The following is a 25,012-nucleotide window of genomic DNA, read 5'->3' on the forward strand; positions in this document are numbered from 1 at the left end:
TTTAGAAGAAAAAAGGCCGGTTTCCCAGCCTCGATTCAATTTTAATTATTCTACAGTAACCGATTTTGCCAGGTTACGGGGCTGATCCACATCCGTACCACGTAGCACTGCCACATGATAAGAGAGTAACTGCACCGGGATGCTATACACAATCGGTGCCAGTACTGCATTGACTGCCGGAATATGGACTACGTGCTTGCGCTCTTTGGCTTTAATGCCACTGTGCTCATCAGCAAAAACAAACAGTTCACCACCACGCGCCTGAACTTCTTCCATATTGGATTTCAGTTTATCCAGCATGTCATCCTGTGGTGCCAGAATCACCACCGGCATGTCATTGTCGACCAGTGCCAATGGTCCGTGTTTCAGTTCACCTGCAGCATAACCTTCAGCATGAATATATGAAATTTCTTTCAGCTTGAGTGCACCTTCCAGCGCGATCGGGAAGTGCGTACCACGACCCAGGAACAGGCAGTGCTGCTTTTCAACAAACAGTTCTGAAAGGCGTAAAATTTCATCATCATGACGCAAGGTATCCAGCATGACTTTAGGCATATGCCAAAGTCCTGTGGTAATTTCTGTCATTTTTTCTGTAGAAATAGTATTTTTTACAGAACCGATTTTCAGCACCAACAGCATCAAGGCGGCAAGCTGGGTGGTAAAGGCTTTGGTGGAAGCCACGCCAATTTCAGGACCAGCTAAAGTCAGCAGGCTGAAATCTGTTTCACGTACCATCGAAGAGGTTGCCACGTTACAGATCGTCATCGTGCTAATGTCCAGGCCTTTGGCCGTTGCACGTTTCTGCGTATCACGTAAGGCAGCCAAGGTATCGGCAGTTTCACCAGACTGGGAAATACATATATATAGCGTATTATTCACAATCACCGGAGTGCGATAACGGAACTCGCTGGCAATCTCGACCTGGCAAGGCAAATCAATCAGCTGTTCAAACCAGTATTTGGCGATCATACCGGCATGATAGCTGGTACCGCAGGCAATAATCTGGATTTGCTGGATTTTTGAGAAGTCATGTTCTGCATTGGTCAGGAAGTCTTCACGCAGTTCATGACCATTTAATGCTTGTGAAATGGTCTGCTGGATTGCTTCCGGCTGCTCATAAATTTCCTTGAGCATATAGTGCTTGTATTCACCTTTAGAAGCATTGCTGACGGCAGCATCCAGTTCCTTGACCGGACGATCGACCAGTTGACCATCGACAAAGACTTCAATCGTGGTACGGGTCAAACGGGCAATATCACCTTCTTCAAGATAAATAAAACGATTGGTAATTGGAAGTAATGCCAACTGATCGGAACTAATGAAGTTTTCACCAATACCGACACCAATCACCAGTGGCGAACCTTCACGCACGGTAATCAGTTCATCTGGATGATCCGTATGCACGATGCCCAGAGCATAAGCACCTTTCAGTTGCGGAACCACTTGGCGTACAGCCTCTAAGAGGCTCGGGGTAGATTTCAGCGCATCATTGATCAGATGGGCAACCACTTCAGTATCAGTCTGTGAGGTAAACACATAGCCCAAAGCTTCAAGATCATCTTTGAGTTCCTGATAATTTTCGATAATTCCGTTATGCACCACTGCAACATTTTCAGAAATATGCGGATGGGCATTTTCTTCAGTCGGTTTACCATGGGTTGCCCAGCGTGTATGCGCAATGCCGAGTGAACCGCTAATTTTTGATTCACTCACCGCCTGTTCAAGGTTGGAAACCTTACCGACACGGCGTTCACGTAAGACCTGATGATTGTTGATAAGAGCCAAACCTGCTGAATCATAACCACGGTATTCCAGGCGTTTTAAGCCTTCAACCAAAATATTGGTAATACTACGTTCCGCAATGCCACCGACAATACCACACATATTTGTTCCCCTTATTTCTTGATTTTTTGCGGACGTGGATAGTTTTCTTTGACAAATTGCTTAGAGCGCTCTACTGCCAAACTGTTGTCTTCCACATCACGGGTAATCGTCGAGCCTGCACCCACTGTGGCACCGTTGCCAATTTTCACAGGTGCAACCAATGAACTGTTCGAACCAATAAAGGCCTGATCACCAATAATCGTTTTAAATTTGTTTGCACCATCATAATTACAGGTAATAGTCCCTGCACCGATGTTTGAACCACTGCCAACTTCTGCATCACCCAGGTAGGTAAAGTGGTTGGCTTTAGAGCCTAGACCAATCGTGGTATTTTTAACTTCAACAAAGTTACCGATATGCACTTCATTGGCCAGTTGTGCACCCGGACGTAGTCGTGCAAAAGGTCCAATTTGGGTATCTTCCCCAACGATGGCGCTATCGAAAATGCTATATGGCTGAACCTTGGTGCCAGCTGCAATCTTGGTATTCTTGATAATACAGCCGGCGCCAATTTCAACGTTGTCGCCCAGCTCGCAATCCCCTTCGATAATCACATTGATATCAATGCGGACATCCTGGCCGACAGTTAAATTGCCACGCAGGTCAAAGCGGCTTGGATCAACCAGATGTACACCTTGCTGCATTAGCTGCTTGGCTTGATAAGACTGGAACTGACGCTCTAAAGCAGCGAGCTGCACGCGGTCATTTACCCCTTCAACTTCAAAAGCCTGCTCAGGTTCTACCGATGCAACTTGCATACCATCTGCCAAAGCCATCGCGACAATATCAGTCAGGTAATATTCACCCTGCGCATTGTCATTACTTAAATTTGGCAGCCATTCATGTAATTTAGCATTGCTGACGGCATAAATACCGGTATTGATTTCCTTGATCTGACGCTGTTCTTCGGAAGCATCCTTGTGCTCCACAATGGCCTGGATTTCACCATTTTCACGGACAATACGACCATAACCACTGGCATCTGGCAGGGTAAGGGTTACCAGACCAATGCCGGTTGCTGTAGTGGCATCGAGTAATTTTTGCAAGGTCACAGGATTAATACAGGGTACATCACCGGAGAGGATCAGTGATACGCCATCTTGAGGCAGGACAGGTAAGGTCATTTGCACTGCATGGCCGGTACCCAGCTGTTCAGCCTGTTCTACCCATTTAATATCCTGTTGTGCAAATGCTGTCTGAACCTGGTCACCACCATGACCATAAATGGTAATAATATTATCTGCGTTTAATTTTTTTGCCGTTTCAATGACATGACCCAGTAAAGGACGTCCTGCAAGGGGTTGTAATACTTTCGGTAAGCTAGAGCGCATGCGCGTTCCTTTACCTGCAGCAAGAATAATAACAGTCGTTGACATGTTCTAATCCTAAATATGGCTTATGCCACGATGAAGTAAAAATAAAGCAAAATACAAAGAGCAGCCCAAAGACCGGCAATAATATCATCCAGCATAATGCCAAAGCCTCCGTCGACCTGTCGGTCAACCACCCGGATCGGCCAAGGTTTCCAGATATCAAATAATCTGAACAGGGCAAAACCGACCAGCAACCATAACCAGTTCATCTGACCTAAATAAATCAGTGGTAAGAAGGTAATAGATTGTCCGGCAAATTCATCCCAGACGATGCGGCCATCATCATGAACTCCCATAACCTTGGCAGTATGTCCGCAGATATATATGCCAATCAGGGACATGATAGCAATGGCAAAAACACTGTTTAAAAAACCAAGATGCAGCCAGATAGGGATAAATAAAAGTGCAAAGGCCGAACCGAAAGTACCTGGTGCTTTGGGAATGAGGCCAGAACCAAATCCTACCCCACTAAATACAATCAGTCGGTCGGTCCATGACATGGCTTTAAAATTGATCGCAGGTTTATGCAAAATGTTGATACCCATTAAATTGAAATAAATGGTCTGTGCCATCTTTTTCAAAAGTTAAGCCGTCTTGCTGCTGAATTGTGCCGATCATACTAATCGAAACATCAAGTTGTTTTTGCAATAATTTTTCGTAATTTTGCGGGCTTATTGTAAAACATAATTCATAATCGTCACCACCTGCCAGTGCATACTGCCATTTTTGTGCATCGTCTAATGCCTGCAAGGCAGGACTGATTGGCAGGTTTTCAAGTTGCAGCCTGGCACCGACTTGAGAAGCTTTGAGAATATGTCCAAGATCTTGAGCCAAACCATCCGAGACATCAATCATGCTATGGGCCAGTCCCTTTAGAGCAGCACCAAGCTGACAGCGTGGCGTTGGATAGTCCAGACGTTGCTGTAGCGGATGGCCAAGATGCTGTAGTGCAAAAGCCGCATCTCCAACGGTGCCGCTGACACAGACCAGATCACCCGGTTTGGCCCCTGAGCGTGGCACAGCCTGGCCAATATCAACCCAGCCTAATGCAGTGACAGACAGGGTTAAATGAGGACTTTGAGTGGTATCACCACCGATTAAACTCACCCCAAATTGATCGCAGCAATCATATAGGCCCTGACTAAAAGCTTTTAGCCAGTCATGATCAATCTGGGGTAGGCTCAATGCGAGTAAAATACTGTGTGGAGTTGCGCCCATCGCGGCAATATCAGATAAATTGACAGCCACGGCTTTCCAGCCAATCGCATGCGGATTGGTGTCTATTAGAAAATGGCGTCCAGCAACCAGAGTGTCGGCACAGATGACCAGTTGTTGCTGAGGCGGGGGGGTGAGCAAGGCTGAATCGTCACCGACGCCTAAATCGACAGAATTGGCATTCTTGCGATTGAAATAGGTGTCGATAATCGAAAATTCAGCCATCCAACATATCTACGCTATTAGTTAGACTGCTGTTTTTCTGCTGCACGCAAGGTTGTCGCTAAACGATCCAATACACCGTTGATGTATTTATGGCTGTCAGCACCGCCAAAATGTTTAGCCAGTTCGATTGCTTCATCCAGAACCACGCGATATGGAATCTCAAGATGTTCCTTGAGTTCATAAGCGCCTAGACGAAGGGTTGCAAGCTCAACACCATCCAGTGCTGAAAGTTCGCGATCAAGTACCGGAACCAAGAGCGCATCCAGCTCTTCATGATTGGCAACCACTTGAGTCAACAATTCATGATAATAGCTCAGATCCACTTTGTGCATGGCATTTTCCACACGCGTACGTGCTTCAATCTCATGCACCGGATTGTGGCTCATCTGCCATTCATAAATTCCTTGTACAGCAAAGCGACGTGCTTTACGTTTTGCTGCATAAGTTGCTTGAAGTGTTTGCGACATAGCGTTAAATAGCCTTTAACAAGTTAACCATTTCAATCGCAGTCAGGGCAGCTTCGCTACCTTTATTGCCTGCTTTTGTTCCAGAGCGTTCAATCGCTTGTTCAATACTATCCGTAGTAAGTACACCGTTAATGACAGGCAAGCCAGTGTCCAGGCCAACAACGCCCAAACCTTTGGCACATTCACCTGCAACGAAATCGAAGTGAGGCGTGCTGCCACGAATCACGGCGCCAAGCGCAATGATGGCATCGAAACGATCTGAAGCTGCCAGTTTTTTCGCAACCACAGGAAGTTCCCAGGCACCAGGTGCATGAACAACAGTGATATTATCCTCTGATACACCATGACGTTTCAATGTATCAATAGCACCTTCTAACAGATGTTCAACCACAAAGCTGTTAAAACGACCAACTAAAATCGCATAACGGTCTTCGTTCGCGAGATGTAACATACCTTCAATACGGCGAACTGCCATAACAACCTCGATGATTTCTTAAGATGTTTGTTGTGCGGTGATGTATTCCACCACTTCTAAGTTAAAGCCTGACAGGGCATTGAAACGTAATGGAGAGCTCAGCAGCTTCATTTTTTCAACGCCTAGATCACGCAAAATTTGTGCACCCACACCAATGGTCTGATACTGCTGAGACAGTGCAGAATTTGATTTTACATTTTTTGGTATTTTCAGGGTATCTAATGCCGGGCCCAAATCCTGTAAATGACGTTGGCCAATCCAGACCAGGACACCACGATCACTATTGGAAATTTCTTTCAGGGCACGATCCAGGTTCCAGGCTGGCTCGCCATCCTGTTTTTTCAGTTTGAGCAAGTCGCGGGTCGGGTTAAAACCATGTACACGCACTGTGGTCACGCCCTCTTTAGGCTCACCTTTGACCAAGGCCAGATGGATATCCGGATTACCCAGTTCACGATAGCGGTACAGGTCAAAGCTGCCGTATTCAGTATCAATACTTTGCTGATCGATACGCTCAACCGTTTGTTCATTGGTCATGCGGTAATGAATCAGGTCGGCAATCGTTCCGATTTTCAGGCCATGCTTTTCAGCAAAGACTTCCAGATCCGGACGGCGCGCCATCGTGCCATCTTCATTAATGATTTCACAAATGACTGATGCGGGTTCCAGTCCTGCTAAACGGGAAAGGTCACAACCTGCCTCGGTGTGCCCGGCACGGTGCAATACACCGCCTGGTTGCGCCATCAGCGGGAAGATGTGTCCTGGCTGTACAATATCTGCCGGTTTGGCGTGGGCAGCCACTGCAGTTTGAATCGTGTGCGCACGTTCAGCCGGAGAAATACCGGTAGAAATACCTTTGGCTGCTTCAATCGACAGGGTGAAATTGGTTCCATGCTGAGCACCGTTGGCATCTACCATCAACGGCAGATTTAACTGCTGGCAACGCTCTTTACTTAAAGTCAGGCAGACCAGACCGCGTGCATGGGTGATCATGAAGTTGATGTCTTCAGGACGTACGTGCGTGGCAGCAATGACCAGGTCACCTTCATTTTCACGATCTTCATCATCCATCAGGATGACCATTTTTCCTGCACGGATATCTGCTACAAGCTCTTCAACAGTATTGAGCGGCATCAACCTTCACCTTCTTTTTTGATCTTGATCAGACCGAATCATGACATTATTGGGTACATAGTCTAACGCTTTTTGCGCAATTTTGCCTATGCTTATTGTTTTCCCTCTAGTGGTCCATTGTTATACACAGTCTTAATAAACATGAAAAGCCAACTTTAAATGAAAGCCTGAACTTTATGCGGAATTTTTGAACAAACAAAAAGCATAAAAAATGAGAAACTTAGGTGAAGTTAATATAAGTGCAGACATTCGGCAGATGTTTTACCCAGGTTTTATCCTCACTGGTTCAGCCAGTAGAATTTTGAAGCTGGACTGACAGGAGCAGGCAGGGAAATAGCAGAAAATTTTTACCTGATATTAAAAAATGAAGATCAGGGGATCAAAAGCGAACCGAAGCCCGCTTTAGATTGACTTTATTTTTTAGAAAAAACCGGCAGGCTTGGTTGAATAGCTCACCAGCAGGTTTTTGGTTTGCTGATAATGATCCAGCATCATTTTGTGGTTCTCACGGCCAATCCCGGATTTTTTATAGCCACCGAAAGCCGCATGCGCAGGATAGATATGATAACAGTTGGTCCAGACCCGACCCGCCTGAATGGCGCGACCGGCACGGTAGGAAGTATGTGCTGAGCGTGACCAGACCCCGGCACCGAGTCCATAAATTGTATCGTTGGCGATCTTGATCGCATCATCAAAGTCTTTAAAGGTGGTCACAGCCAGTACAGGCCCGAAGATTTCTTCCTGGAAGGTCTTCATGTCATTGGTGCCTTTAAAGATGGTCGGTTCAATATAGAAACCTTGACCCACTTCCTGACGTGCTTCACCACCGGTGAGGATTTGTGCACCTTCTTCACGGCCAGTGGCAATACAGCCCAGAATCTTGTCCTGCTGTTCCTGTGAGGCTTGCGCGCCAATCATGGTGTCGGTATCGAGTGGATGACCGGTTTTAATGCGCTTCACACGCTCAACCGCGCGTTCCAAGAATTGATCTGCAATGCTTTCCTGTACCAAGGCACGGGAAGGGCAGGTACAGATTTCACCCTGATTCAGGGCAAACATGGCAAAGCCTTCCAGCGCTTTATCCAGATAGTCATCTTCCTGATCCATGATGTCGGCAAAGAACAGATTTGGGGATTTGCCGCCCAGCTCGAGGGTCACCGGAATAATATTTTCGGTGGCATATTGCATGATCAGCTGACCCACTGCGGTCGAGCCGGTAAAGGCAATCTTGGCAATACGGGGATTGGTCGCCAGTGGACGACCCACCTCAACCCCGTAGCCATTGACGATATTCAACACGCCCGGTGGCAAAATGTCCTGAATCAGTTCAGCCAGCACCAGAATACTGACCGGAGTCTGTTCCGCAGGTTTCAGCACAATACAGTTACCCGCAGCCAGAGCAGGTGCCAGTTTCCAGGCAGCCATCAGAATCGGGAAGTTCCACGGGATAATCTGACCCACGACGCCCAACGGCTCATGGAAATGATAGGCAATGGTATCTTCATCAATTTCGGAAATACCGCCTTCCTGCGCGCGGATACAGCCAGCAAAGTAACGGAAATGGTCAATGGCCAGAGGAATATCGGCAGCCAGTGTTTCGCGGACTGGCTTACCATTGTCCCAGGTTTCAGCCACGGCCAGCATTTCCAGATTTTGTTCCAGACGATCTGCAATTTTCAACAGAATATTGGACCGGGTGGTCGGAGATGACCGGTTCCATTGCTCTTTGGCTTTATGCGCTGCATCTAGCGCCAACTCAATGTCTTCTACAGAAGAACGCGGCACTTTGGTAAAGACCTTGCCATCTACCGGAGAGATGTTGTCAAAGTATTCACCTTTGACCGGAGCGACCCATTCGCCGCCAATGAAATTATCGTATTGTGCTTTAAATTGAATTTTTGAACCGTCAGTATTGGGATCTGCGTAACGCATAATCTATTCCTTTATATGATTGTTAGTGGTGCAGGCTGAGCGCATTTTGCTGATCAAAAAATATAGGCGCTTCTGCATTCAGCTCTACTATAAAGAGGGAACAAGACGGACGGTTGTTTGTTTACAGGCTTGCTACAAAAGACAATATTTGGAGACAAGCGTTAGAGAAATAAAAGCTATAAATTCTCAATTCTTAAATTTAAAAACAATGAGTTATGGAAGTTTAAAAACATCGAAAGATTGGCATATTTTCAATGTGTTTGCTTACATTCACACCATAGTGCGGGTTTTACCAGACAGCCAAAATGGAGAAACGAATGAAATTTTCATTTCTCCTCGCTGCTTTATTTAAAGTGTTTAAAGGCCTTGGTCATGCAGCCACTGAAACAGCTGCTGATAAACCTGCTCACGTACTGATTTCTCTGAAAGTACCAGATCATGTAAACCGTTCTGAATACTCAGAACCGTGACATCACCTTTGATTTTTTTGGCATATTTCTGAATGTCTTTAATGCCTAAAATCACATCACTGCTCTGTGCCGCTTTGCCCCATTTTTTAGGATTGAGCGTTTGGTGCGAATGCATGATCAGTACCGGAATATCAATCTGAACACCGCGATGAATTTCCTTTTGTGCCTCATGAACGGCACGAACAAAACTGATCCTTACTCTAGGGTAGCGGGTCTTTTTCCAGTCCAGATTGAAGTCCCATTCTCCTTTTAAGTCCTTGTGCAGACTGGCGGTATACCACTTGTTTAACTCACTTGGAAATTTAAGATTCGGGAAGATTTTAGCCAGCCTGCTTAGCTGAGGAAGACCCAGCGCGCGTTTGATCGGGTTCATGTTGAAGTCATAAAATGGACTATTGACCCAAAGCGCTTTGATTAAGGGGTGCTGCGGATGGTGCGCTGCATATAAGGTCGTAATCAGACCACCGGTAGAATGACCACAGAGCAGGGCAGCATCGTGGCCCTCTGCTGCTATAATGTCGAGCGCCTGGGTAATTTCTGCATCATATTCAGACAGATCATGCACGTTATAATATTTTTGATGGGGCAGAATCGAACGGCCGTATTTTCTCAAATCCAGCGCATAAAAATCAAAGCCTTGCTGATTAAAACGCTCTGCCATTTCAGTCTGAAAAAAATAGTCAATAAATCCGTGAATATATAAAACTGCTTTGGATGTAGGTTGTGCCGCTTTTTTACGGATCAGCGTGGCGACTACCTTGCCCTCATAATCGTCGGGAAAGTTCAAGGTCGCTTGCTCATAACCTGTCCCTAGGATATCGGGCTGATAAAGGGGCTGTAGTTCACTCATTGTTATACTCATCGTTTTCTTGAAATTATACTTTATCCTTGATGAGCTGCAGTTTTTTGTCAAACGGAACTTGCTGCTCACTTGAATTAATAATATCGATACCGGTTCATTTTAAAATCAGCCCCGAACCTATGCGGGAAAGTGAGTGTTATCAGATTATAAAATCCTGCTAAAAGTATTATCAATTTACTAAATGACCTAATAGCCTAGAATCAGGCTAAGCTATATAAAATAAGCAAAGTGATGTGATTATTTTGGCAGGATTGCCGAAAATTGATTAGATGAGTTAAAGAATGCCCAGAGAAAATTTGAACAGTAAGCGTCCCTTATATATTCCTTATGCTGGAAATACTCTGTTAGAACTCCCTTTACTCAATAAAGGCTCTGCATTTTCTGAAGAAGAGCGCAGAAGTTTTAATTTACATGGCTTGATTCCTCATGTTACCGAAACGATTGAGGAACAAAGTCAGCGTTCTTATCAGCAATATAGTGCGTTTAACAGTGATATTAACAAGCATATTTATCTGCGGAATATCCAGGATACCAATGAGACCCTGTTTTACCATCTGATTGAACATCATCTTAGCGAGATGATGCCGATTATTTATACTCCAACGGTAGGTGAGGCATGTCAGCACTTTTCTGATATTTATCGCCGTCACCGCGGGATTTTTATTTCCTATCCGGACCGCGACCAGATCGACCAGATTATTCACAATATCAGTAAAAGAAATGTGAAAGTCATTGTGATTACGGATGGTGAGCGCATTCTGGGTCTTGGAGATCAGGGCATTGGCGGCATGGGGATTCCCATTGGCAAACTGGCGCTCTACACCGCATGTGGCGGGATCAGTCCGGCTTATACCTTGCCCATTACCCTCGATGTCGGCACCAATAATCAGCTACTGTTGAGTGACCCGATTTATATGGGCTGGCGCCAACCGCGGATCAGCGGCGATGAATATTATGCTTTTGTCGAAACGGTGATTCAGGCGATTCAACAGCGCTGGCCTGATGCCTTGATCCAGTTTGAAGACTTTGCCCAGAAAAATGCCATGCCTTTGCTGGAAAAATACCGTGATCGGATCTGCTGTTTTAATGATGATATCCAGGGCACCGCTGCGGTGTCTGTCGGTAGTCTGATTGCTGCTTCGCGTGCAGCAGGCAAGCTGCTTAAAGATCAGGTCGTTGCATTCCTGGGAGCAGGTTCGGCCGGTTGCGGGATTGCAGAACAGATCATTAAGCAAATGGTGGCTGAAGGCTTGAGTGATGCGGAAGCGCGTGCACGCATATTTATGGTCGACCGCTTTGGTCTGATCACTGAAAATCAGCCGAATTTACTGAACTTCCAGCGTAAACTGGCACAGCCGCTTGAAAATGTAGAAAACTGGGCAGATGCCGAACGCATGATTTCTCTGCTGGATGTAGTCAAGCGCGCCAAACCGACGGTACTGATTGGAGTGTCAGGACAGCCCGGTTTATTCACTCAGGAAGTGATTGAAGCCATGGCTGAAAACAGTATGCAACCGATTATTTTCCCCCTGTCGAATCCGACCTCCCAGGTAGAAGCCGTGCCGGCAGATATTTTGCAATGGACCCAGGGCAGGGCACTGATTGCGACGGGCAGTCCATTTGCTCCCGTGAATTATAAGGGCCAGATCCATCATATTTCCCAGTGTAATAATTCTTATATTTTTCCGGGTATAGGTTTGGGAGTGATTGCTTCGGGTGCCAAGCGTGTGACAGATAATATGTTGATAGCTTCCAGTAATGCTTTGGCCGACTGTTCACCAAAACTGCAAGATCCTCAGGCAGATTTACTGCCAAGTCTGGATAGTTTGCAGACTATTTCAAAGCAGATTGCATTAAAAGTAGCGCTTGCTGCGATTGAAGACGGGGTAGCACCGAAAGTCAGTGTGGAAAGCTTACAGCAGGCAATTGAGCGTAATTTCTGGACGCCAAAATACCGTGATTATAAGCGCAGCACCTTTTAATGAGGTCAAATAAATTTTGCTGTGCTAGCCTGAGTTGATTTGATGCCCAGGCAAGAATAGGATTGTTTGATTAATCAGGAAATAATCGTGCATTACTATTTTAAATAGCATTTAAAGCCTCTTCTTGTTTCCGCAAGAAGGGGCTTCCTTGAAAATTTTTTAATGTTTGAAAAATGTGGATGAAAGAGTTCGAATATAAAAATAACCCTCATAAAAAAGATCAGGGCCTTACAGCTGAAGCAGGCAAAGTAGACTGCAACCTCAGACTTCCACTTAAAAAGATAAAGACAATTTTATTAGAGGCTTAAGGGTTCGGGTGTAAATGAGAGAAGAGAAGTATTAACGGACAACTTTGTTTTTAGTTATAATTTTTCCAAATATGAATCAAGTATAGAATAAGGCTACTTCCATTGAATTTATTTAAAAAAAATATTTTTGAAAATATTAAAAAACTGGACCAGAAAAAACAAAAAAAAATAGCTGTGGCTCAGGAATTACACAAGATGTTTATTCACTCCCCAAGCAAATTTATCTTAGATAGTATGGCTTTGTTCACGCAGTCCAAATCCTTTGAAGCCAATTCTGTCTTGGGAAACTCCAGATTAAACCAACTCGGCTTACACCGTTTTCGGGTGCAGTTTGCTGCACAAATGGCAGCCCAACGCAGATCAAAGTTAGCGAAGTTCATTCATCCCGCAGACGTTGAAAATTTTCAAAAAAACGGGTTTATATTCAGAGAAAACTTTTTAGCTGCAGAAGAGTTTTCGCAATTAAAACAGGAATTACTGACCACGCCTCTGGAAACACGGGAAACCTTACAGGGGGATACGGTGACTCGCCGTATGGCATTAGATGGCAAAACCTTGAATTACATGCCCGTCACCCAACAATTCCTGCATTCAGCGAAATGGAGAAACCTGCTGAACTATGTGGCCAGCTTTAAAGTTCAACCCATCTCTTATCTGCAAGTCATCTTTTCGCATGTCAGAAAAGCCAAAGCGGACCCGCAAACGAATTTACACAGTGATACTTTTCACCCTAGTGCAAAAGCCTGGCTATTTCTAGAAGATGTCGCTGAAGATGAAGGTCCGTTTGTGTATGTACCCGGCTCGCATCTGTTAAATCCTGCACGATTAAACTGGGAACAGCAGAAATCTGAAGCAATTACAGCAAAAACTGATGTGATGACCCGCCGAGGCTCTTTTCGAGTTTCTGAAAGTGAAATACTGGAATTAGGCTATGCAAAACCGCAAGCTTTTGCTGTAAAAGCCAATACCCTGGTGATTGCAGATACCTATGGTTTTCATGCCAGAGCAAAGAGTCTCAAACCTTCAGTCAGGATTGAGCTATGGGCCTATGCACGTCGAAATCCATTTGTGCCCTGGTTGGGGGGTGATCCACTTTCCTTGCCCTTTCTGAAGTCAAATCTAGTGCCTTTATATTGGTCAGGTCTGGACTTTATGGAAAAGAAATTCCAGCGCAATAATCCCTGGAAGAAAGTAGGTAAAAAGTGTGCAGCAGATCCTGCTGTTCTGACCAGTAAATAAGAAACGTTTTAAACTTAGAACACTGGATCGGCCTTGAATATGGACAAAAAAGCTCGTATTAAATAAAGCAGTGATTGAATTTTTTTCTCATTTCGCTGTCTACCACTTAAGTATAGGCAGGTTTATTTACTGGGGGTTTAACTTTCTTCTCTTTATTGATCGCTGTATGATAGTGAAAATTTTACATAATAAATTTATAAGTCATCGCAATGGAACCACAACGTCAGATGCCATTAAGAAAACTCCCACGCCTGAAAGCACGTGGTGGTTTACAGGTGATGTATGCATCGATACGTGCATTATTGCTTCGGGAATTACAAACCCGCTTTGGTCAATACCGTCTAGGATATTTATGGGTTTTTTTAGAGCCTTTATTGACTATTGGGATCATGGTGATACTTTTTGGTACCGTCATGCAACGAACATTACCGGGGATGGATTATGCTGTTTTTTTAATTAATGGCATTATTCCTTTCTTTATGTTTAGAACGGGAGTGACTTTGGGGATCAGTGCCACTGAATCCAATCGGGGCTTGTTTAGCTATCGCCCAGTCAAACCGATCGATGCTTTACTGGCACGAAATATTCTTGAATTCCTGCTTAAATTTACCGCTTATATTGCTTTTACTGCAGCCTTTGTATGGTTTGGCTATCACATCAGTTTTGAACAAATTCCGCAACTTCTAGGCTATTGGGCGCTCTTATTTATATTTATGCTGGCGTGTAGCCTGATTTTTATTGTAATTGGTGATTTCTCAAAAGAAATAGGGAAATTTCTTTCAATGTTCTTTTTAATCCTTTACTTCCTGTCTGGTATTTTATATTCCATTCATATTATTCCAGTGGAATATCGTGAATATTTATTATACAACCCCTTGATTCATATCTTTGAGTTAATGCGCCATGCGGTTGCGCCGACTTATAGTTTAGTGCCAGGAATTAGTTTGAGTTACTTTGTCATATGGATCATTGTCTCCTTATTCATCGGATTATTACTATATAAACGCTTTGAACGCCATATGGTGAAATCAAAATGATTGAATTAAAAAATCTAACAAAATCATACGCCACACCCAAAGGACGGCATTATGTGTTTAAAGATTTAAATGCAGTTTTACCGGAAAATAAAAGCGTGGCCCTGTTGGGGAAAAACGGTGCGGGCAAGAGTACCTTGCTGCGTGTGATTGGCGGAATTGACTACGCAGATTCGGGCAAGGTAATCACCAATAAAACCATTTCCTGGCCGGTGGCATTGTCCGGGGGGGTTCAGGGCAGCCTGACTGCCCGGCAAAATGTACGCTTTGTGGCCAGGCTTTATGTAAATAGTCATGATGAAGTTGAACATGTGGTAAATTTTGTTGAAGAGTTTGCTGAAATTGGTAAATACTTTGATATGCCAATGAAAAGTTACTCGAGTGGTATGCGTAGCCGGATTGGTTTTGGTTTAAGTATGGCGTTTAATTTTGATTATTATTTGCTCGATGAAGCTGGTGCAGTAGGGGATGCTTCTTTCCGAAAAAAGAGTCAGGCTTTACTTGACGAACTTAAAGAAAATTCAAATATTATTATGGTTTCTCATGACTTAAAGGATTTAACCCGCAATTGTGACGTTGCTTTCTTGGTGCGGGATGGTAAAGCAGAATATTTTGATAATGTGCAAGATGCAGTAGGGGTATATAAAGCGTATGCAAGCTAAAATAAATAAGCGACTCTGGGTCGCCTATACCTGCTGTGTCCTGATCCCGGTGGTGATCATAGTCATTTATCTGTTCGCCTTTGCCAAAGACCGTTATCAGTCTTCTTCGATACTGTTGGTGAAGCAGGTGGCAGATACGCCAGTGGCTGATACTGCAGGAATAGGCGCTTTGTTGGGCGTGCCCAATACCAGTCGTGAAGACTCTCAAATTCTGAAAGAGTATATTGGCTCTCGCGATATGATCGAGAGGCTGGATCAAACGCTGAATCTGCGCAAAGAATTTTCATCGGTCAGTGACCCAATCTTTGCATTGCCTCAAGATGCCTCAATCGAAGACTTGGTTGAATATTTTAACAAAATGATTAAAGTCGAACTTGATGAGCAAACCATGATGCTACATGTACATGCTCAGGGCTTTTCGCCAGAGTTCTCACTGAAACTCAATCAAGAAGTATTAAAGCAAAGTGATGAGTTTATCAATGAAATTTCCCAGACCATTGCGCAAGAGCAGCAAGTATTTGCAGAGAAACAGTATACAGAAGCAACAGCGCAGTTAGATGAGGCTCGTCAGGCGGTACTCCAGTACCAAAATGAAAATGAAATCTTTGATCCTGAATTACAAGCCAAAGCGGTGGCGACACTGATTGCAGGTTTACAGAGTAGTTTGGCGCAATTGAAAACTGAAGAACGGACACTACTTAGCTATTTAACCCCTGAAGCACCTCAAGTAGTGGCTTTACAGAGTCAAATCGCAGCCTTGCAACAGCAAATTAATACTGAAAGTTCAAAACTGACTTCACCGAATAACTTAAAACTGAATAAGAATGTAGCTGACTTTGAAGCACTGAAGGCGCAGGTTGAATTTGCCGCTGATCTTTATAAAATCTCTTTGGTATCTTTGGAAAAAGCGCGTTTAGAAGCTTCACGTAAGCTCAAGAAATTGGTGGTGATTGCGACACCGCGTTTAGCTCAGGATGCTTTATATCCGCGGAAAGTGTATATCAGTCTGACTTCATTTATTTTATTGAATATTATTTTTGGTATTGGATTACTGATTCATTCAATTATCCGTGAGCACAGAGAATAAATTATGAAAAAAATTGCTTTATCGATTTTATCATTGGCGTGTGCAACGGCAAGCTATGCATTTGAGCCAAACCTTTTACCCACAGAAGTGTCTCAGGCTTTCAATGGTGGAAACTTGGATCCAAGCAGTGCCAATAATGCTGCTCTATTAAAGAGTCAATCGGTGGTTGAGCTTTCTCCAAGTAGCTCAATGAAATATCCAAATCGAAATCAGATGTTTGGTTCACAGCTCTTTAAGGGGGCTTTTGCTTCAACTGCAGGATCAACCTTCAATAGTAGTTATCAGATTAACCCGGGCGATAATATTAATTTACGTCTCTGGGGCGCTTATCAGTTTAACGGTACTCAAACCGTCGATCCACAAGGCAATATTTTTATTCCGAATGTTGGACCGGTCAAAGTGGTGGGTGTTCGTAATGGCAATCTGCAGTCGGTAGTTGAAGCGCAGGTACGACGTATTTATGTGTCTAATGTCGGCGTGTATGCCGCCCTTGAGCAAGCTCAGCCCGTGAAGGTGATGGTCACCGGATTTGTCAATCAGCCGGGTAATTATGGTGGTGTAGCCAATGATAGTGTGATTGCGTATCTGGACCGCGCGGGTGGGGTAGATCCAGAACGTGGTAGTTATATTGATATTAAAGTTATGCGCAATGGCCAAACGGTTCAGCAGGTCGATTTGTATGACTTCCTATTACAAGGTCAAATTCGTCCTTTTTCCTTCCGTGACGGTGATGTAATTGTGGTCGGGCAGCGTACCCATACCTTTAATGTCTCGGGTGAGGTTTATAACCAGAATGACTTTGAGTTTAACTCACCTGCGGTTACGCTGGCACAGGCTTTGGCATTTGCCAAGCTTAAACCCGGAGCGACCAATGTCAGTATTCAACGCCGGCAAGGTGCAGAATACCGTAGTGAATATTATTCGTTGAGTCAAGCATCGAATATCATGATTGAGGATGGTGATATTGTCACTGTAACGGCTGACCGTTATGCGGGTACGATTCAAGTACGTGTAGATGGTGCTCATAATGGTGCCCATGCTATTGTTTTACCTTATGGGGCTAAATTGAGTGATGTGTTGACCCAATTACAGCCTAATGCCTTGGCTGAGGTTGAGTCATTGCAATTATTTCGTCCTTCGGTGGCCAAGCGTCAAAAAGAGATGTTGAATGTTGCTCTAGATAAGTTAGAAGAAACAACATTTAATGCACGCTCAAGCACTCAGGAAGAAGCTGCTTTACGTTTACGTGATGCTGAACTCGTCAAGCAGTTTATTACCAAAGCGAGATTGGTTGAGCCTAAAGGGCAAGTCGTACTGAACCCGGACAGTTTTCATGATGTGATACTGGAACAGGGTGATATTTTACATATTCCAGAAAAAACATCTGTAGTTATGGTACATGGCGAAGTAGCTTTTCCGAATGGCATTGAATACAAAAATGGCTTAAGTGCTAAAAATTATATTGAGCAGGTCGGTGGCTTTAGCCAGAAATCAAATAAATCCAAAGTGATTGTGATTCGACAAAATGGTAAAGCTGAACTGGTACGTAAAAGTGAAAAAATTAAGCAGGGCGATGAGATCCTAGTTTTGCCTAAAGCTCAGACCAAGGGGATAGAGTTGACGCGCGGAATCACCCAAGTGCTTTATCAAATTGCAGTAGCGGCGAAAGTTGCTTTAGATTTATAAGAATGAGGAAGTTTAAGTGATAACACAATTAGAAAGTTTTTTCGTAAAAGAAAATATATCTGTAACACCTAAAGATATTACCTATTGTTTATGTATAAGAGTAAGTGAGATTACCCCTTGGATTTTAGAAAGATTAGAGTTTTGCTTAAGTTATTATAGTCCACAGCCGGAAATTAATGTTGTAGATTTTGGCTCTGAGGATTTTTTTGCTACAGAGATTAAAAATATTTGTGAAAAATATGGAGCAAATTATATTTTTGAGAATGATAGAGAGGAATTTTCACTAGCTAAAGCACGTAATATTGCTGTTAATAATGTAAAAACTAAATATTTTCTTTTATCTGATATAGACTTTGTATTTGATAAAAATGTTTTTGCTAATTTAGCGAAAGATGCAGAACAATTAAAAATGCATATTTATCCAAAAAGATTTTTAACAATGTCAATATGTCATTTAGAGGAAAATGAAACAAATAAATTTTGGAATAGTGAAGATAAAGTAAGTTTTATCAAAGAGTTAAATTATTTTGTTTCTAAAGCTGAATATGGAAAAGATATAGAATTCTATACAAGCTATAGTAATGTATTTTTCATGACTAAGGAGCTATTTAATTTAATAGGAGGATACTGTGACAAATTTAGAGGGCATGGTTCAGAAGATTTTGATTTAATGTTAAGAATTGGGTTGATCTGCTCAGATATTCCTAAGCCAGAACAATTAAATAAAGACTTTTATGGTCCATTAAAAGATTCTTTTTGGGGAGATAAATATTATTCAGGTTTCAGAAGATATATTGAAGCTGTGATGTTTTCTAATGAAAGTCTAGGATATAAAGCTTACCATTTATGGCATCCAAAACCAAAAAATAATGGTTATTGGACTAATAACAATGACTGGAAGAGAGAGAAATTTAATGAAGTGATTTCAGCTTATATTGAAAAAGAGGAAAAGGTATTAGAAGCTGATTATTTAATTAAAGATAAAAACTGTCTTTGCTTAATGAATGACTATAAAAACTGGAGATATTTTTTACCATTAAAATATCTTGGTTATAATTTAAAAGTTTTATCAAGGAATAATTTGGAAGAAATTGTCGAAGGTTATAAGCTTATTTCTGAAGGCAAAGTTGATTTTTTATGTATGTTTAATCCATATATGAAAAGTCATAAGAAATATAAAGATTTATTTGATTTTGCAAAGAAAAATGGTGTAGAGGTTTCAGTTATAGAGCGAGGAGGTCTGCCAAACTCTATCTATTATGCTAACCAAGTTAGTTATGATGATAATGACTTTAAAAATACAAAAATATTAGATAAAGAACTAAGTGAAGAAGATATTTTTTTAACAAAAAACTATATAAATAGTTTAGTAACAGGATCTCATACTTTAGAGTCAATGGAGACTTATGATGAAACGATTTCTAAACCAAGCATAGAAATACTCAAATTTAAACAATCTATTTTTATTCCTCTTCAACTTAATGATGATATGGCTGTTACATTTTTTAATGAAGGTTATTTAAAATATGAAGAGTTTTTAGATGAATTAGAAAATACTATAATTAAAAATAAAAATATCCAATTTGTCATTAAGCCACACCCATTAGATAAAAAAGCTAATAGATTTGATTATGAAAATGTAACCAATTTAAATAATGAGAATATACATGCTGTAATAGATTGTGTAAATGCTATTCTTTTATATAATTCAGGCGTAGGGTTGTTAGCGCTTGCACATAATAAACCTGTTTATACTGTTGGTAATGCATATTATAGTTTTAATGGTACATTGACTAAGCAGATAGAAAGTCTGGAGATTATTATTAAAGACTTATATAATAATGAAGTATTTGATTTAAATGAAAGTAAAACTATAAGATTGTTTAACTGGTTGATTACAGAAAAATATAGTTGGTTTACTGCAAAAGATATTATTAAAGAGTTTGATAATAGAAAATCACATGCCTACGATTATATTAATGTCGAGTTTTTTAACTTTAAAGGAAAAACATGGTTTTCTGGTTTAAATCCCCTTTTTAGCTATAATAATAGAAGTTATTTAAATGCTATGTTAAGAGTAGAGAACCCTAAAAACTCATCTATTAAAGATAAAAATGAGAAAAAACCCTTAAAAAATATTAATGTAACTGCTGAGAAGACATCAATTTTTATGAAAAAGGTGAAAAAGCTTCAGAGAGATCCAAAAGCTTTTGTAGTGGATTTTATTAAGAAAAGAATATAATTTTGATTGGCTAACTTAAGAGTTGATCATATTTTTAATTGTTTAATTTCTTAATATTATTTTAAATGTTCAATATTAGTTAAATTGGAGTAATTTGTAGTGAGTAAATATCTTATTGGAATAAGAACTACAAAATTAGATATTCAAACTTTAACTCTATTTTTATATTATAAGAATGCTGGAATTGATGTCGTTTTTGTTGTTGATGAAATAAAAAATAAAGTAGATTTCGGTATATTTCCAAAAATATCTTTAAATCTTGATATCTTATTAAAATTAAGGCTTTATTTCGAGCATGAAAAAATAGGCTGGTTATGTGGGGATTTTGGTTTATATTTAATGGCATTGGAGTATCCAAATTATGAAGGATATTGGCTTATAGAAGATGATGCTTTTGTATTTAGTGAGAATTTACTCTTCTATCTTGGGCAACCTTTATTAGAAAAATTAGACCTCTGTGCTAAATCTTTTTGGAAAGCACATGATGGATGGCCTTGGAAGGAAAGCGCAGAGCAATATTTTAATATACCTGTAGCAAAGAAAATGTCATTCGGAATTGTTTATGTATCGAAAAATTTTTGTTTAGAAGCATTAAGAAAAAGAATAGAATATGTAGAGCTTTATTCTAAAAATAATTTTCTTAATTTTTTAAATGATGAGTCATTTTTAGCAAATTTTAGTCAAAATTATAAAAATTTACGTATGGATGAATTGTATAGTAAAGATGATTTAGAAAATTTTAATTTTACAACCAGTGGTAACTTATATTTTATTAATCCAAACTTTGTAAATATTAAGCAAGGTTTTTATCATCCTATTATTATATCTACTAACTCTCAGGATTGTAATGATCGAATTATTTATATTTTAAAAAGGCAAAAAAAATTAGGGCGATATTATAAAAAATTATTAATTAATAAAATTAATGAAAATTTAGAAAAAACTAAATCTGGATTTCAACCTAGAGTATTAGTTTGTGTGATTTATAAAGGCTCTAACAATGTTTATGAATTGGTGAAAGTAATTAAAAAACGTTGGGCAGATTGTATTATTCTAAATTTATTAGAAAGTGAGATATCTTTTGAAGCTATCGACAATTTAAAAGTTAAAAATATTGAGTCTGGATTAGAGATGGTAGAAAAAACCTATCCGAATTATGATGGGGTATGGATTCTTGATGAAAAATTTCAAATTGAACTTGATAATAACCAAAGCTTAGTAAAACAGCTAGAGGTACCTGAAAGAGAAAAAGTTAATTTCGGATATATAGAAATTAGTACTTTGACTAATTCTATTTGCGCTTATTATATTAATTTTGATTATTTTGAAAAAAATGGTTTTATTGCTAATTTAGCTACGAATTTAGATTACTTTTATGAAAAATCTTTTTTATCATTAAATAATGATCAAAAAAATTATTAATATTTTGGAAACTATGTATTATCTTTTTGAAAAAACACATCAATTCTCTTTGAGAAATTTTCTTTATCGAAATAAGTTACATGTATGGGAAACGACTTTTCAACCATATACATTTCTTTTAACAGGCTGGGGCCGTAAAAAAAGCTTCTTTAAAGCTCAGACTTTTGCCGAAAAAAAGGGTTTAAAAGCGCTCTGTTTAGAGGATGGATTTATCCGTTCTCTCGGCTTAGGTAAAGATGGTTACGCACCTCTTTCTCTTGTAGTCGATGAAACCGGAATTTATTTTGATGCCTTGCAGACTTCAGACTTGGAACAACTGATTTTTCAACCTGAAAGTGAAGAATTAAACTTACGTGCTGAACACGCAATTCAGACCATTCTGCGTCATAAAATCACCAAATATAATCAAAAATTCCAAAGCATAGATCCAGCTCAATTTAATCCAAATACCCAACATATCTTAGTGATTGATCAAACTTATGGCGATCAATCGATTAAATATGCAGGTGCTACGCCAGAAACCTTTAAGACCATGCTGGTACAAGCTTGTTTAGATCATCCAGAAGCGACGATTTGGGTTAAAACCCATCCAGACGTATTGGCAGGTAAAGCACAATCACATTTTCAACCGCAAGACTTTGCATCTGCAAATATTCAGGTCTTAACGGAAGCTTATAATCCAATTGAATTATTGGGCCATATGGACGAAGTCTATGTGGTCAGTTCACAACTGGGCTTCGAAGCCTTGTTATGTGGCAAAAAAGTTCACTGTTTTGGTGTGCCGTGGTATGCGGGCTGGGGGCTTACGGATGATCAGCATGCCCCCCTGCATATCCTGCATGGCAGGCGCTCTCAAGCTAAATCTTTAATGCATTTATTTGCCTGTGCGTATTTACAATATGCCCGTTATGTTAATCCGGTGACAGCACAGCGTTGTGAGCTAGAAGAAATCCTTGAGTTGCTGATCCCAAATATTCAGTTCCAGCAACGCCTAGCTCCATCCTATACAGCTTATGGGTTTAGCCCCTGGAAGAAAAATTTTATTGCTGCTTATTTAGCTTTTCCTAAGCTTAAGCTAAATTTCCAACGCTATTTCAAACCTCAAAAAAATGCTCATGTTTTGGCATGGGGCAAAAAAGCCAAACAGTTAAAAGATCTGAACTATGAACAGGTCACGACAGTTGAAGATGGTTTTATTCGTTCTGTGGGTCTGGGTGCAAAGCTGATTCGTCCATGCTCTCTGGTTTTTGATGATATCGGGATTTATTATGATGCCACACAGCCATCCCGTATTGAGCAGCTCCTCAATCAGATAGAGTTGAATCCTTCACAAATAAAACGCGCACAACATTTGCAGAGATTGTTGATTGATCTAAATATTTCAAAATACAATGTAGGGGAATCAAGACAATTAAAACGCCCTCAGCACTCGCGCATTTTATTGGTAGTAGGGCAGGTTGAAGATGATATGTCAATTCAGCTAGGTGGAATCGGGATTAAAACTAATCTGGATTTGCTGAAAAAGGTGCGGGAAGATCATCCGGACAGTTATATTATCTATAAACCCCATCCAGATGTACAAACGGGTTTGCGGGTCGGGAAAATTTCCGACCAAGACATGTTAACCTATGCTAACCAAATTGAATTGAACACCTCTATTTTAGAATGTTTTGAAATTTGTGATGAGGTACATACGATAACCTCACTCAGTGGCTTTGAGGCCCTGATTCGAGGCTTAAAAGTTTATTGTTATGGTTTATCATTTTATGCAGGTTGGGGATTAACACAGGACTTGTATTCATCACAAAGACGCAACAATAAAAATGTAAGCTTGGAAACTTTGTTATATGTAACTCTAGTAGAATATCCTACATATAATTTACCGAATACTCGGGCATCGGGTATTCCCTTGGTGCGTCCCGAGGATGTGATCGCTTATATCAAAAGTCAATTAGATCAACCGGTAGCTCATGATCATAAGTATAAGCGTGTATTATTATATTTATATAACAAGTTAAAAAAATAGGTTAATTTCTTTATGTCAGTTCATGTGAATCGTTTATTGCTTTCTGAACGGGTTCTGTTATTACAGGGGCCGATGGGAAACTTTTTTAATCGTTTTTCTGCCTGGCTCAAAGATCATGATATTCAATGCTTGAAAGTGAATCTGAATGGTGGAGATCAATTTTTTTCACGTTCTTTTGAATACAACTTTGATTTTACAGGTACTTACGCCGATTTTTCAGCCTGGATCGAAGACTTGCTTTTGTCTCAAGAGATTGATGCAGTGGTCTGTTTTGGAGACTGTCGCAAGTATCATCAAGCTGCAAAAAAAGTTGCCTTAAAGCATCGAATTAACTTTTTTGCTTTTGAGGAAGGCTATATTCGGCCGAACTATATTACGTTTGAGCAAGATGGGGTAAATTTCTTTTCCAACTTCTTATCGCATTTAAAATTAAAAACAAAAAAACCTAAAAATACCCAAGTGAAAAAAGTATCTGAAGTCAATAATAGTTATCGTTCGATGCTGATCAGTGTCATGGTCTATTATGTATTTATGCTGCTTTTCTCCTGGAAATACCCACATTATAAACATCATCGGCAGATGAGTATCTGGTCAGAAATTTATTATTGGGTCTGGTCGGGTGTGCGACGGATTAAAAATTCTTTCGTAGAAGAAAAACAGTTTAATGCATTTATACAGGCCTATAAAAAACGTTATTTTGTTTTTGCACTACAAGTACATAATGACTTTCAGATTCGTACCCATTCTGATTTAAAATGCATGAAAAAGTACATTGAAATGGTCATTCAGGATTTTGCACAACATGCAGATCCATATCATCATTTGGTGCTCAAACATCATCCGATGGATCGTGGCTATCGTAATTATGCCTCTTATATTCGTAAGCTAGTGAAGTCTCATGATGTTGAAGGGCGTGTTCACTATTTTTGTGATATTCATTTACCTACCCTATTAAAAAATAGTCTGGGTTTTGTTGCAGTAAATAGTACGACAGGCATTCAGGCTTTGTATCACCATATTCCTGTCAAGGTATTGGGCTATGCACTCTATAACTTGCCTAAGCTGACCAACCAACGGCCACTGGCTAAATTCTGGAGGAATCCAGGTAAGGTGGATCAGGTGTATTTTAATTACTTCCGTGAAGAGCTGATTAATTATTCTCAATTAAACGGGGCATTTTATGGTGCTTCACCTTGGATGGATCACTATGATCTGTCGCATATCGAGGTAGATGTAGAAATGCAGCCGGTCAATAATCCTGTTTCCATCTGATCGGGATGAGAGCCT

20 protein-coding genes are annotated in these 25,012 nt (G+C 40.7%); 11 read left to right on the forward strand and 9 right to left on the reverse strand.

Annotated features, from left to right (window positions below; genetic code table 11):
- Positions 1 to 45: 45 nt before the first annotated feature.
- From glmS to exaC, 8 genes are all read right to left on the reverse strand, one after another.
- Complete coding sequence (gene glmS, locus H9629_RS07840) at positions 46 to 1,884, reverse strand: glutamine--fructose-6-phosphate transaminase (isomerizing) (RefSeq protein WP_191730862.1); 1,839 nt, start codon at positions 1,882 to 1,884, stop codon at positions 46 to 48.
- Between the two features lie 11 nt (positions 1,885 to 1,895).
- A complete protein-coding gene (gene glmU / locus H9629_RS07845; RefSeq protein ID WP_191730863.1) occupies positions 1,896 to 3,260 on the reverse strand; it encodes a bifunctional UDP-N-acetylglucosamine diphosphorylase/glucosamine-1-phosphate N-acetyltransferase GlmU in 1,365 nt (454 codons plus the stop codon).
- 20 nt (positions 3,261 to 3,280) lie between these two features.
- The gene (locus H9629_RS07850) at positions 3,281 to 3,802 is read right to left on the reverse strand and encodes a phosphatidylglycerophosphatase A family protein (protein WP_064101737.1); all 522 of its coding nucleotides are present in this window, start codon (positions 3,800 to 3,802) and stop codon (positions 3,281 to 3,283) included.
- Entirely contained in the window at positions 3,780 to 4,697 is a 918-nt protein-coding gene (gene thiL, locus H9629_RS07855; protein WP_191730864.1) for a thiamine-phosphate kinase, read from the reverse strand. The genes H9629_RS07850 and thiL overlap by 23 nt, the downstream gene beginning before the upstream one ends.
- 17 nt (positions 4,698 to 4,714) lie before the next feature.
- On the reverse strand, positions 4,715 to 5,164 hold the full coding sequence (gene nusB, locus H9629_RS07860; protein ID WP_005173752.1) for a transcription antitermination factor NusB: 450 nt from the start codon (positions 5,162 to 5,164) through the stop codon (positions 4,715 to 4,717).
- A 4-nt stretch (positions 5,165 to 5,168) separates the two neighbouring features.
- Entirely contained in the window at positions 5,169 to 5,639 is a 471-nt protein-coding gene (gene ribH, locus H9629_RS07865; RefSeq protein ID WP_004280926.1) for a 6,7-dimethyl-8-ribityllumazine synthase, read from the reverse strand.
- 18 nt (positions 5,640 to 5,657) lie between these two features.
- On the reverse strand, positions 5,658 to 6,773 hold the full coding sequence (gene ribBA / locus H9629_RS07870; RefSeq protein WP_191730865.1) for a bifunctional 3,4-dihydroxy-2-butanone-4-phosphate synthase/GTP cyclohydrolase II: 1,116 nt from the start codon (positions 6,771 to 6,773) through the stop codon (positions 5,658 to 5,660).
- Between the two features lie 420 nt (positions 6,774 to 7,193).
- Positions 7,194 to 8,705 (reverse strand): acetaldehyde dehydrogenase ExaC, encoded by a 1,512-nt coding sequence (exaC, locus tag H9629_RS07875; RefSeq protein WP_064096915.1) that lies wholly within the window; start codon positions 8,703 to 8,705, stop codon positions 7,194 to 7,196.
- Between the two features lie 28 nt (positions 8,706 to 8,733).
- On the opposite strand from exaC, the gene H9629_RS07880 reads away from it, so the two are divergent.
- Positions 8,734 to 9,057, forward strand: coding sequence for a hypothetical protein (locus H9629_RS07880; protein WP_171255265.1), 324 nt, complete (start codon positions 8,734 to 8,736; stop codon positions 9,055 to 9,057).
- A gap of 5 nt (positions 9,058 to 9,062) precedes the next feature.
- Here H9629_RS07880 and H9629_RS07885 read toward each other — a convergent pair whose 3' ends face one another.
- Positions 9,063 to 10,025 carry an alpha/beta hydrolase gene (locus H9629_RS07885; RefSeq protein ID WP_064101694.1) on the reverse strand — a complete coding sequence of 321 codons (963 nt, stop codon included), beginning with the start codon at positions 10,023 to 10,025 and terminating at the stop codon, positions 9,063 to 9,065.
- Positions 10,026 to 10,318: 293 nt separating this feature from the next.
- Between H9629_RS07885 and H9629_RS07890 the strand changes: the two genes are divergently transcribed.
- From H9629_RS07890 to H9629_RS07935, 10 genes are all read left to right on the forward strand, one after another.
- Positions 10,319 to 12,019, forward strand: coding sequence for an NAD-dependent malic enzyme (locus H9629_RS07890; protein WP_191730866.1), 1,701 nt, complete (start codon positions 10,319 to 10,321; stop codon positions 12,017 to 12,019).
- Between the two features lie 503 nt (positions 12,020 to 12,522).
- A complete protein-coding gene (locus tag H9629_RS07895) occupies positions 12,523 to 13,566 on the forward strand; it encodes a phytanoyl-CoA dioxygenase family protein (RefSeq protein WP_191730867.1) in 1,044 nt (347 codons plus the stop codon).
- 209 nt (positions 13,567 to 13,775) lie between these two features.
- Positions 13,776 to 14,603, forward strand: coding sequence for an ABC transporter permease (locus H9629_RS07900; RefSeq protein WP_191730868.1), 828 nt, complete (start codon positions 13,776 to 13,778; stop codon positions 14,601 to 14,603).
- Complete coding sequence (locus H9629_RS07905; RefSeq protein ID WP_191730869.1) at positions 14,600 to 15,262, forward strand: ABC transporter ATP-binding protein; 663 nt, start codon at positions 14,600 to 14,602, stop codon at positions 15,260 to 15,262. Before H9629_RS07900 ends, H9629_RS07905 begins: the two co-directional genes overlap by 4 nt.
- Positions 15,252 to 16,349 carry a capsule biosynthesis protein gene (locus H9629_RS07910; protein ID WP_191730870.1) on the forward strand — a complete coding sequence of 366 codons (1,098 nt, stop codon included), beginning with the start codon at positions 15,252 to 15,254 and terminating at the stop codon, positions 16,347 to 16,349. The genes H9629_RS07905 and H9629_RS07910 overlap by 11 nt, the downstream gene beginning before the upstream one ends.
- Before the next feature lie 3 nt (positions 16,350 to 16,352).
- Entirely contained in the window at positions 16,353 to 18,035 is a 1,683-nt protein-coding gene (locus H9629_RS07915) for a polysaccharide biosynthesis/export family protein (RefSeq protein WP_191730871.1), read from the forward strand.
- Positions 18,036 to 18,051: 16 nt separating this feature from the next.
- The gene (locus H9629_RS15535) at positions 18,052 to 20,277 is read left to right on the forward strand and encodes a capsular polysaccharide export protein, LipB/KpsS family (RefSeq protein ID WP_191730872.1); all 2,226 of its coding nucleotides are present in this window, start codon (positions 18,052 to 18,054) and stop codon (positions 20,275 to 20,277) included.
- A 99-nt stretch (positions 20,278 to 20,376) separates the two neighbouring features.
- A complete protein-coding gene (locus tag H9629_RS07925; protein ID WP_191730873.1) occupies positions 20,377 to 21,699 on the forward strand; it encodes a hypothetical protein in 1,323 nt (440 codons plus the stop codon).
- Between the two features lie 49 nt (positions 21,700 to 21,748).
- Positions 21,749 to 23,725: a capsular polysaccharide biosynthesis protein gene (locus H9629_RS07930; RefSeq protein WP_225215747.1), complete on the forward strand. Its 1,977-nt coding sequence runs from the start codon at positions 21,749 to 21,751 to the stop codon at positions 23,723 to 23,725.
- A 12-nt stretch (positions 23,726 to 23,737) separates the two neighbouring features.
- A complete protein-coding gene (locus H9629_RS07935) occupies positions 23,738 to 24,997 on the forward strand; it encodes a capsule biosynthesis protein (protein WP_191730875.1) in 1,260 nt (419 codons plus the stop codon).
- Positions 24,998 to 25,012 lie beyond the last annotated feature (15 nt).

The organism is Acinetobacter pecorum (assembly GCF_014837015.1).
Lineage (GTDB): Bacteria > Pseudomonadota > Gammaproteobacteria > Pseudomonadales > Moraxellaceae > Acinetobacter > Acinetobacter pecorum.